10 protein-coding genes are annotated in these 9,579 nt (G+C 37.8%); 5 read left to right on the top strand and 5 right to left on the bottom strand.

All coding sequences use genetic code 11. The features are described from left to right. The first annotated feature begins 315 nt into the window (after window positions 1-315). Window positions 316-1,032: a DUF459 domain-containing protein gene (locus L2D08_RS20260; RefSeq protein WP_242236613.1), complete on the top strand. Its 717-nt coding sequence runs from the start codon at window positions 316-318 to the stop codon at window positions 1,030-1,032. A 514-nt stretch (window positions 1,033-1,546) separates the two neighbouring features. Here the strand turns inward: L2D08_RS20260 and L2D08_RS20255 are convergent. Further along, a complete protein-coding gene (locus L2D08_RS20255) occupies window positions 1,547-2,407 on the bottom strand; it encodes a sugar phosphate isomerase/epimerase family protein (RefSeq protein ID WP_242236611.1) in 861 nt (286 codons plus the stop codon). 321 nt (window positions 2,408-2,728) lie between these two features. Between L2D08_RS20255 and L2D08_RS20250 the strand changes: the two genes are divergently transcribed. Continuing rightward, complete coding sequence (locus L2D08_RS20250) at window positions 2,729-3,592, top strand: helix-turn-helix domain-containing protein (protein WP_242236609.1); 864 nt, start codon at window positions 2,729-2,731, stop codon at window positions 3,590-3,592. A gap of 290 nt (window positions 3,593-3,882) precedes the next feature. Here the strand turns inward: L2D08_RS20250 and L2D08_RS20245 are convergent, their stop codons facing one another. Next, complete coding sequence (locus L2D08_RS20245; protein WP_242236607.1) at window positions 3,883-4,095, bottom strand: Fur-regulated basic protein FbpA; 213 nt, start codon at window positions 4,093-4,095, stop codon at window positions 3,883-3,885. A 408-nt stretch (window positions 4,096-4,503) separates the two neighbouring features. Here L2D08_RS20245 and L2D08_RS20240 point away from each other — a divergent pair, with 408 nt between their 5' ends. Beyond that, entirely contained in the window at window positions 4,504-4,662 is a 159-nt protein-coding gene (locus L2D08_RS20240; RefSeq protein WP_242236605.1) for a hypothetical protein, read from the top strand. A gap of 115 nt (window positions 4,663-4,777) precedes the next feature. Here L2D08_RS20240 and L2D08_RS20235 read toward each other — a convergent pair whose 3' ends face one another. Beyond that, window positions 4,778-6,145, bottom strand: coding sequence for an ATP-binding protein (locus tag L2D08_RS20235; protein WP_242236603.1), 1,368 nt, complete (start codon window positions 6,143-6,145; stop codon window positions 4,778-4,780). Window positions 6,146-6,632: 487 nt separating this feature from the next. Here L2D08_RS20235 and L2D08_RS20230 point away from each other — a divergent pair, with 487 nt between their 5' ends. After that, entirely contained in the window at window positions 6,633-7,001 is a 369-nt protein-coding gene (locus tag L2D08_RS20230; RefSeq protein WP_242236602.1) for a hypothetical protein, read from the top strand. A gap of 333 nt (window positions 7,002-7,334) precedes the next feature. After that, window positions 7,335-7,532: a hypothetical protein gene (locus L2D08_RS20225; RefSeq protein WP_242236600.1), complete on the top strand. Its 198-nt coding sequence runs from the start codon at window positions 7,335-7,337 to the stop codon at window positions 7,530-7,532. A 409-nt stretch (window positions 7,533-7,941) separates the two neighbouring features. Here the strand turns inward: L2D08_RS20225 and L2D08_RS20220 are convergent, their stop codons facing one another. Further along, entirely contained in the window at window positions 7,942-8,292 is a 351-nt protein-coding gene (locus L2D08_RS20220) for a four-helix bundle copper-binding protein (RefSeq protein ID WP_242236598.1), read from the bottom strand. Between the two features lie 852 nt (window positions 8,293-9,144). Further along, the gene (locus tag L2D08_RS24380; protein ID WP_309241434.1) at window positions 9,145-9,579 is read right to left on the bottom strand and encodes a site-specific integrase; all 435 of its coding nucleotides are present in this window, start codon (window positions 9,577-9,579) and stop codon (window positions 9,145-9,147) included.

Genomic DNA, 9,579 nt, shown 5'->3' with positions numbered 1-9,579 from the left:
GCCGATGGTAGTTGGGGGTTTCCCCCTGTGAGAGCAGGACGCCGCCAGGCAAAAGCAGAGAGGACAGCGGAAGCTGTCCTCTTTTTTTATGATCTTGAATAAAAGACAAGCGCCGTTCCTTGGTTAGTAAGGGAGGGGGCTTTTTTATTTTATTCAGTATTACGAGCAACTGCAGCTCTTTAAAGAAATTATGCTAGAAAAAGCAGCTTAGAAAAGATAGCATGGATGAACTGCAAGGCATTTACTTTTCCAGATTTAATCAGTTTACTTCATTGACATAAAGGGAATTCCATGTAATTTAGGAGGGTTCTTTTGATGAGAAAAGCAAAGATAACGACTGTTGCTGTTGCAGTGCTTATTGCTGTTGCAGGAGTTTTTTTATTACACCGGGAAGAGGAGAACAAGGCGGAGATTCCATCAGCAGGTGAAGAGCTGGTGGCGCTCGGTGATTCGCTGACATATGGTATTGGAGATCAGGCAGGACAGGGCTATGCAGACAATCTGGAAAAAGTGCTGAATAAGCAGAATAAAGTCCCCCTGACGGTCTACAATTATGGTATTCCCGGTCAGCAAACGGATGGACTGCAGCAGCAGCTGAGGAAGGCGGATGTGAGAAAGACTCTTTCTAATGCTGAGTATTTTACCATTTTCATCGGAACAAATGATTTAATTGAAAGCAACGGTGGAGATCTGAATCCACTTTATAAAGACCGGATTCAGCGGGCCGAAAAGGATTATCGGAATAATCTTCATCGCATTTTATCGATCATTCAAAAAGAAAATCCAGATGCACCTGTATTATTTCTGGGTCTGTATAACCCATATCCTGATTCTAAAGAAATTGAAGCAGTAATTACAGAGTGGAACAAGCTGAGTCAGGATGTGGTCAGCCAATATCCGCACGTCAAATTCATTGCAACAAATGGATTGCTGAAGGAAAAGAGCACAGATTACTTTAGTGATGAATTGCATCCGAACAGTAAAGGATATGAGCTGATTACAAAGAAAATAATAGAGGAATATAATTTTTAGCAAGAGATACTCGGTATTTTAACTATTATTTATAATTACCAGTAAGAAAAGTGCTATTCCTTATTTATTAAGGGCTGGCACTTCTTTGTTTTTTTCAAGGTTATAGACAAGAACAGCTATTTAAATGAAGCAAGTGAGACTAAATAAGGCTGTTTGAAAGGTGTATTGTCCCCTGTATCATACACAGGGAGCGGACCTATTGATAAAAGGGCGCTTGTTTATGTTATTTAACGTTGGCAGCAACTGCAGAGAATTATATGAAGAAATTTATGGCAGAAGCAGCAGCTTAGAAAAAGACAGGGTGAGGAAATAACATCATCGTGCCGTGCTTCATATTATGAACATTACTTTAAATAAAAGCAGAGGGAAGCAAGAAGTGGAAAAAGACACCTGCTGTACCCGCTGCTTTTATTTTATTTCGTTTAACCAGGAGTATAATATATCCGGTTATAGAACATGGATCTTAGAAAATATACCAAGTTCCCTTTTGGTTTTTGGATTATTTCAAGAGTCTTTAAGAGCGTGAATATGAATAATAGTACTTTTCCAACACTTCCAATGTCGTTTCTTTTGCTTTTTTGATGACTTCTTCCGGATCCATTTGATAATATTCTGGTCTAAACAGCTCAACGGATACGGCGAAATCATAATTCAATTCTTTTAATCTTTTCAAATGTGCTTCTAAATTAATGACACCGTGTCCAGGCCATACTCTGTCTGTATCGCGCATTTGGCCAACTGGAAAACCGTCTACATCGTTAATATGGAAAATAAATAATTTTTCTGCTGTTTCATCTATTACATCTTCTAGTCTTGACCCCATTCCAGTGAATTGGAAAGTATCGTATACAAGACCCACATTGTTTCTATCAACCGCTTTTACAATCTGGTATGCTTGCGCGAACGTATTCACTGTATTTTCCGGAATTCCGATAAATTCAAGAGCAATCTTTACTCCATAAGGCTCTGCTAAATCAGATAGAAGGCTTAAAACACGGATACAGCTTTCGTTTACTTCTTCCGTTAATGTTTTTCCTTTTTCTGTTACATCAATATTAGAAGGCACGACACAAATATATGAGCAATCAATTTTTTTGCAGATCTCTAAGTACTCTTTGAATTCTTCGATAACGGCTTCTTCATCTTCTTTGGTGCGGTTATTGAAAAAGCACAGTGCATTTAAAGAAAGCGGTTTAATATGATGGGTGTCAAAATATGCTTTTAAATCGTCCAATGTATGCTCTTTTAAATAATCTTTCAGCTGGTCGATTGAGCGAATTTCAATAAAATCGTAACCGTGTTTTTCACAGTAATCTAGGTTTTGTTGTAGAGAAGCGCTTTCAAACGTTGTTCCTTCGTTGAATGCTAATTTCATGGGTATTCCTCCTGATAAGAAATAGATTTCATCTATTCTTTTATTAACACTTCACGTGTTTTGATTTTTGTATGCGCTTTTAGTTTAATACATCTGTTCCTTTTCGACTCTGCAAAATCTTGCTTAAAAATTGCGGTTTGGTGCTGTTTTTTATTTACTGAATCCCTTTTAGCTAAGGATGAGAACGTTTTAAAAAGTGCCTAAGGTGAATGTACCGTGTTAAAATAAAACTATTCACCTGGTCCCGTATCATTATCTTTTAAGCCCGTCTGAAAAAACAATGATGTCCAATCAGGGTGACAATGTGTAAGAGGTGAAAAAATGAATTTTTATATTCCAAAAGTAGAACCAGGCATCAAGACAAAAAAGGGATTATATTTTTATGAACCTTCCGCTTTAACGAAAGAACTCTATCATTATGTTCTATGGGGCGGTGAATATATAGTAGATGTTCCATACAGTATTACACGTGACTACATGAAGTCTTTTATCCTTTTTTATATCAAAAAGGGATCCATGCATTTTCACTATTTAGGCCAATCCTTTACAGCTTCCAAAGGTGAGATTGTTCTTTTGGACTGTAAAGAAAAAAATCACTATCACGCAGCGGAAGAAACAATCTTCCAATTTATTCACTTTGCCGGAAAGCATACGCAGGATATGTATAACGAGTTATATAAAAGAAAGGGATGTGTGTTCAAACTGCCTGCTGAAAAAAATAATATCCCTCATATTTTATCTCTTATCGCATCAAAACAGGAAATAGACTTTGAAATCTCTCTTCAAATCTATGAGCTGCTCGGCCATTTATTAGAAAGCACCCGCAGTACGTTTGAAAAAAGAGACGTAAAAGCTGTAAACATACCAGCGGAAATTCAAGCTGTACTGGCGTATATTGGTGAACATTTCTCCTCTAAAATTACGGTCGAGCAGTTGAGTGAAATATCTAATTTAAGCACGTATCATTTTTGTCGCACGTTTAAAAAATATATAGGAACCAGTCCTCATCAATATCTCTTAAATTACAGGCTGATTCAGGCTAAAAATTTATTGGTGGAAACCAGCCTGACCGTCGAGCAGATCAGCATTGAATGTGGGTTTAATGGGATAGGTCATTTTATTAAAGCATTCTCGCAATCAACAGGAGGCATCACCCCTGGGAAGTTCAGAAAGCTTTGTTTTTGATAAGGAGATGTTTGGGCATGTTCTGCCTGCAGGCACCATCGTGACAGGTTAAAAATAACAACAGTTAAGCAGAAAAGAACGTTGAATGAGGGGCTTAACAGTAAAAATGTAACAAGATGTATGGTTATCATTCATATATGTTTGTTTAAAAAAGAAGTAGGATGGCGCATAGCCATCCTATTTTGATTGATATAGCAATCGCCGGGCACAGAAATAAACGAAAAGACTCCATTGTAAAGGCCGAGACTCTTTACCATCCTGAAAGCTTAGCCATTCACTGAACAAAACATTCAATTCATTTTGTTCGCTTTTTTATTGAACCAGCGGATAGATCCGAGTTGGCTATGCGGATGCTGAGTTCCCTCAAATTTATTATATTCACCTTCTAATTCACCTAAAGAGTTTTCAAAAAGATGCTTTTCATTAATCTTAAACACACCAAAAGCAATGAGTTTGTTAATTAATTCCGTACGTCTATTTTCTACTGCTTCCCGGAGAATCATCTCAATTCCTCCTTGCCTTTTATTCGTTTTACAGAAAATAAAAAGGCTCTTGTTATAAACAAGAGCCTCTGGTGATCCAGTCGGTTTTTCTAAATGATATAAACATTTTAATTCATACTATCCCTACTAGTCAAGTTGGTTTTTGGGAATTTTTTTGTATACCGGATAGCCAGGATGGTTAATAAAAGAAGAATATATTCCTGTAGCAAAGTGGATGATCCTATAACATAACGAAAATAATGAAAAATAATGTATCCCATTTATTTTTGCAAAAATGTATGGTTACGTATGTGCACTTTTTAAGTTCGTTTTGTCGATGGAAAAGGTTATACACTCTCTTTGACGGCAGGAAGACAAGCGTCATTTCCTTTTTAAAAGAGACAGGCTGCTTAACGGAAGAATAAGGGAGTGGCAGCTGGAAAGAACATTGATCCGATCAGTACACCGAAGGAAGCGGGGATTGATTCTCCTTTCTCGTTTTCATTTATCCAGGTGCATCAAACAGGTGGTGTACATTCCGTCCCCATTAGTCAGCAGAATCTAAGCGGTAAGAACAACTCAACTTAAATTGCGATTCAAAAGTTTGGCCAAACTGCTAAATAAGTATGAAAAAAGCTCATGATTATCCGGTTGATAATCATGAGCTTTTTACGTTCTTACAGAGCAATAATTGTTCGCTCCTTTACTTACCTGCTTTAAAAGCAGGTAGAGGAGAAGTATTTTCTTTTATACTGACAGGCAGGCTGATGACTTGCTCTGGAGGCTGCTCAGTAGAAGAATGGGAGGGGTCAACTGCCGGAAAAAGGATCGTAAAACAAGTGCCTTTGCCTATTTTACTGTCCACTTTAATTTCACCCATCATTGCTTTTACAATACTGAAAACCACCATTGTGCCAAGTCCGGTACCGTCTACTTTTGTTGAAAAGTAAGGGGTTCCAAGCCGTTCGATCTGTTCATTTGTCATGCCAACCCCTGTATCTTCAACTGTCATAACTATTTTTCCATTCAGCTGCTGCAGCTTAATGATTAATTTTCCTCCATGAGGCATGGCCTCAATGCTGTTTTTTGCAAGGTTAATCAGACATTGATGGAATTTTTCACGTTCACCGGCAACATAGATCGCTTCTGTTTTTTGGATATCAATCTCTACGGTGTTTGCCAAAGCAAGAGGCGTTACGGTTTTTAGGATCATGTCCAATTCTTTATTCAATTCCAACATCTCTATTTTTTCTAATGAAGGTGTAGCAAATGTAAGGTAATCGGTAATAACGGACGCTGCTTTGTCTAATTCTTCAAGAGAGATGGAGATATAAAGATTTTTTTCTTCAGCGGTAAGATTCTGATCACTCAGTAATTGAATAAACCCTCTAGTAGCGGTAAGCGGGTTTCTTACTTCATGGGAAATGCTTGCAGCAACTTCACTCACTGATTTTAACTTTTCAAATTTTCTGATTTCTTCAGCGAGGGCTATGTCATTTTTTGCTTTCTCGATAAATTTAACAAATAACAGAACGCCAGCTATTTGAAGGTATAGGAATACGATAAAAGACAAAAGATCTTTTATATTCATGATGTTTGAAACGAATAAACTAAGTGTTGTCCCTGTAAAGAGCGCTGAAAGAAAAGCAACTTCTGTAACGCAGCGCATTTTTTTTGTTAAGTTAACGGCTCTTTCAAAAAAAGGAACTGTAAACCAAAGAGAAATAAACAAGATTGTGCTGCCAGCTAAATTGATATAGAAGCCGGAACTGCCAAAGCCTAAACGATAAGTAATTAAAATGAAAAACAAAAGAAAGGCAATTCTGCGGCCGCCATAAAAAGCACCGACTATAAAGGGGACGTAACGCATATCGATCAACAGGTCAGGGCCAATTGGGATCGAGAACGTCATACATAAGACAATAGCACTTCCAGAGGCCAGAAAAATTAACAGCTTGTTTGTTAATTGATGAATCTTCTTTTCAATAAACTTAAGATATACAAAGAAAAAAAGGAAAATAAAAAATAGATTTAACAATAAGATTTGAAGATCAGAGAATACGTTAATCACTTCTTTTACTCCTTCCTACTGTTGCTCATCAATTTATGTATACAATGGAAAATAACTGCTTAATCAGACCGTTAGGACATGCAATAATCTATGAACCTTTCTTTTTTTATTATCCTACAAAGTAAGTGATATCCCTACATTTTTTGTGCGTCAAATTACGACAAAAGCGGCATCGGTTAGTGAAGCCTCTCTGAAGGAAAAATAGCAAAACGGATTAATTGCTCTCTTTTTGAATAGTATGCGGGTGTTTACAAATGCAGGTTACGTTGGTAAAGGTAAAGAGAAATAATTGGTCCGCTCATGAAGGAAAAGCGGGTACCGTATCTCTTTTATAGCGGATAAGTCCGTGTGAACCCAGACATTGTCCAGTGTTTTGAGTACATGAGAGTGGTTGATCAACGAATCGCCTTATCGCTGGTTACGTGACGGGTCTAATGTTATGCGGCTGCAATGTAACAAATGAAATTCGAGTGTAGGAGGAGATAAAATGATTGAAAGCTTTCGAGAGTACGTAAATCGGTCTGAAGCAGCTTACAAGGCTGAAAATGAAATTATAGAGGACAAGTTGAAGGCGGGTATTAATGGACTTGAATGGCTCGTTCTGAATACACTCGTGGATGAGAGACGGAGTGAATCATTAAAAAACTGGACGGAATCGGCAGTAGTAAGACTATCCGGAAAAGAACCGTTGGAATTATTTATAGATGCTGTGCATCTTGATCCGCTGACGTTTTATGATCGTTACAAATTAAATTGGCACGTTACGTTTGACGAGGCACTGACGTATTTAGCGCTTTTAAGAGAGCGTCATTACGACCGTTATTTCAACGTTTTGCAAATGATTTATCAAAAATAAAGTGCGGAGCCGGCTGTTTCTTTAAGTGAAAAGCCGGCTCGCTATGCCAAGCCAAAACCGAGATAATGCAGTTTGTTCATTTCAGGAAGTACAGAAGGGCTCAGGTGGTAAAAGAGGCTCGTGTTTTCAATAGAAATTTAAAAAACGAAAAAGAAGTACAGCAGCATTCTTCGTGATTTATCCAGTGAGCATGAATACAGCCCACGTTGGTAAAGCTACATGTGTGTTCAATTTAGCAGCAGTTGTGTTGATGAAGTATTACATCTTCGACAGTTTAGGATAAAAATGCAATGGTATGGAGCTAGTTTGATGTGTGGAAGGAGCTAAAAGATAATGGCAAACAAAGATAAGTCTTTAACTGAATCGATTGAGACGAATGAAGAAGTACGTAACCCTAATGCAGATCCGCAGGAGAACTATTTAGAGCCGAAAAAAGACGAGCCAAGTGACCGGTTCATATCGGCTGATATAAAAGAGCTGGAACCCGTTAAACCATCGTTGAATGAAATCAAACGCAAGGGTAACGATTAAAACACACAGCCAAAACATGAATCGCCCAGAAATTTTGGAAAGATATATAGGCTTTAATATGCACACATACATGTGAGTCTAAATCTATAAATTGAGCGCAGCATAAAGGTTAATGTGTTTTATGAAAGAAGGGCTGTCCAAAAAGCCAATTTTTATTGATTTTCAGGACAGTCCTTGCTGTTTGAATTTACATACGTTGTCAGGGGCTGATTCATGTATAAAGACATAGAAATAGAAAAAGTGATCTTTCACTAAATGAAAGATCACTTCATGATTATTTTATAGAGAAACTAAACTGGCCATTACAGCTTCTGCCTATTTATTTGACATACAAGTAAGCTTATTGATAGTTAAGGCACACTTTTTCCCGTCATTATGAAACATTCCCTCAAAAAAAGATTTTTAGTCGTTAGGAAGCTATATTTTTGCAAGCTTTTGCGCATTCACGGCAAATTTGAGCGCATTCCTGGCAGTAGGTATCTTTGAACGCTGCGCATTCTTCTGCGCATGCTTCACAAATATCAGCGCAAAGCTGGCAGTATTGTTGAGAAAATGGGCTGTTGCGGCCTGCAACAGATGCCGCCTGTAAACAAACTTGAGCGCAATCTTGTAAGGTTTGGATACATTTGGTTCTTGTTTGAATATCCAATTCTTTTAAGCAGTTAGTTGTACACTCTTCGCAAGCTCTAGCACATTTTAAACATGCTTCAATGCACTGGTCTACTGCTGCTCTTATTGAGGATGTGGATAATACGCTCATTCTACCCGCTCCTTAGAAAGTGAATTTTGAACAATATTGATTCTATGTTGGTCATTTTCTTTTATGACATTCTTACACAAAGTCCTATAATTAATAAAGGATGGTCCATATTGGTTCGACTAATATGGATCATCCTCTTATTCCTTTACCTCATGTAAGAACAATCATATAGAAGCTGCCTGCTTAAAAATGGTTATTGGTTATCAAGTCACTTTTTTTCAGAACGGTTGTAAATCGCATAAAACAGAAGAACGTAAAAAGGGACTGAAAAAGATAGAAAATCATAGAAGCTGGTGAGATCCATGTATCGTACTCCTTTCGTACTGACTAACAGGAACTTCTGCTGCATCTCAATGTGAAATAAATAAACCCTCTGCTTTGAGTCAGGGAGACCTTGAAACAACACTCTTAGCTGTTTTCAGTAAGCATTAACTTTTTACACTGCAATTAGTACGTTTCTTTGTTGTATTCTCTATTACTATTCCCGGTATTTTGTCCATTTACCCTGGCAGCCAAAAATGTGTTGCAAGGCTAGTTTTCCAGCATGACAGGAGTATACGGTTTGGCGCAAAAATAGATTGCAGTGAAGCGTACTTCCCTTTATTTATCCATTCCTGCGCTGTAAGTTATAACAAGGCGTAAGCATTTAAATGCCTTTAAATAAAGGGATAGAGGGAGCCTTTTTTAAAAGCTCCCCCAAAAATTCCCCTATTTACATATTCATCAGACTTCCAAAAGCTTGTACGGATTCTTCTTCCAGTTCTTTGACTGAATGCCCGCAAATGTTCAAAACCATTTGTGCGTGTTGCCTAGACGATCGGCGGATAGTCTTAACAGGAATTCGCTGACTAATTAAAATAGTCGCAGTGTGAGGCGTAAACCGTGCGGTGAAACCTGTTTTAACCCCGTTTTCTTGCAAAGAGAGCGAAAGCAGTACTGCAACGTATGGTCTGAAACAGGCTTTCTACTAATGGGTGAGATAAAAATAAAATCATCGTTTTTTAAATGTAATCCGTATCGGAATTTTGTTTTCATACACCAGGTCCGATACGCAGCTAAATGCTGCAATAAAAAATCATCCACCAGGATTGTTCGATAACTCCGCTTTGTTTTGGGTGTTCTTGTTCCGTATCTATCCCGTGTCTTATTGACAGTTAACGTCTTTTTCTCAAAGTCAATATCATACCACGTTAACCCTAGCGATTCACCTAGTCGAAGTCCGGTATAAGCGAGTAAAAGAATCATTGTATAATTTGTCTGGCTATCTAACTGTTTGGCTTCAGCAAT

The organism is Domibacillus sp. PGB-M46, from assembly GCF_022668875.1.
Classification (GTDB): Bacteria; Bacillota; Bacilli; order Bacillales; family Domibacillaceae; genus Domibacillus.
The sequence above is the reverse complement of the archived record's forward strand: the minus strand, read 5'-3'. Positions and strand labels throughout refer to the sequence as shown.

Excerpts from the sequence above, each read along its gene's own strand:
- L2D08_RS20255 (WP_242236611.1), bottom strand. The coding sequence starts at position 2,407 with ATGAAATTAGCATTCAACGAAGGAACAACGTTTGAAAGCGCTTCTCTA.
- L2D08_RS20260 (WP_242236613.1), top strand. The coding sequence starts at position 316 with ATGAGAAAAGCAAAGATAACGACTGTTGCTGTTGCAGTGCTTATTGCT.
- L2D08_RS20230 (WP_242236602.1), top strand. The coding sequence starts at position 6,633 with ATGATTGAAAGCTTTCGAGAGTACGTAAATCGGTCTGAAGCAGCTTAC.
- L2D08_RS20225 (WP_242236600.1), top strand. The coding sequence starts at position 7,335 with ATGGCAAACAAAGATAAGTCTTTAACTGAATCGATTGAGACGAATGAA.
- L2D08_RS20220 (WP_242236598.1), bottom strand. The coding sequence starts at position 8,292 with ATGAGCGTATTATCCACATCCTCAATAAGAGCAGCAGTAGACCAGTGC.
- L2D08_RS20245 (WP_242236607.1), bottom strand. The coding sequence starts at position 4,095 with ATGATTCTCCGGGAAGCAGTAGAAAATAGACGTACGGAATTAATTAAC.
- L2D08_RS20250 (WP_242236609.1), top strand. The coding sequence starts at position 2,729 with ATGAATTTTTATATTCCAAAAGTAGAACCAGGCATCAAGACAAAAAAG.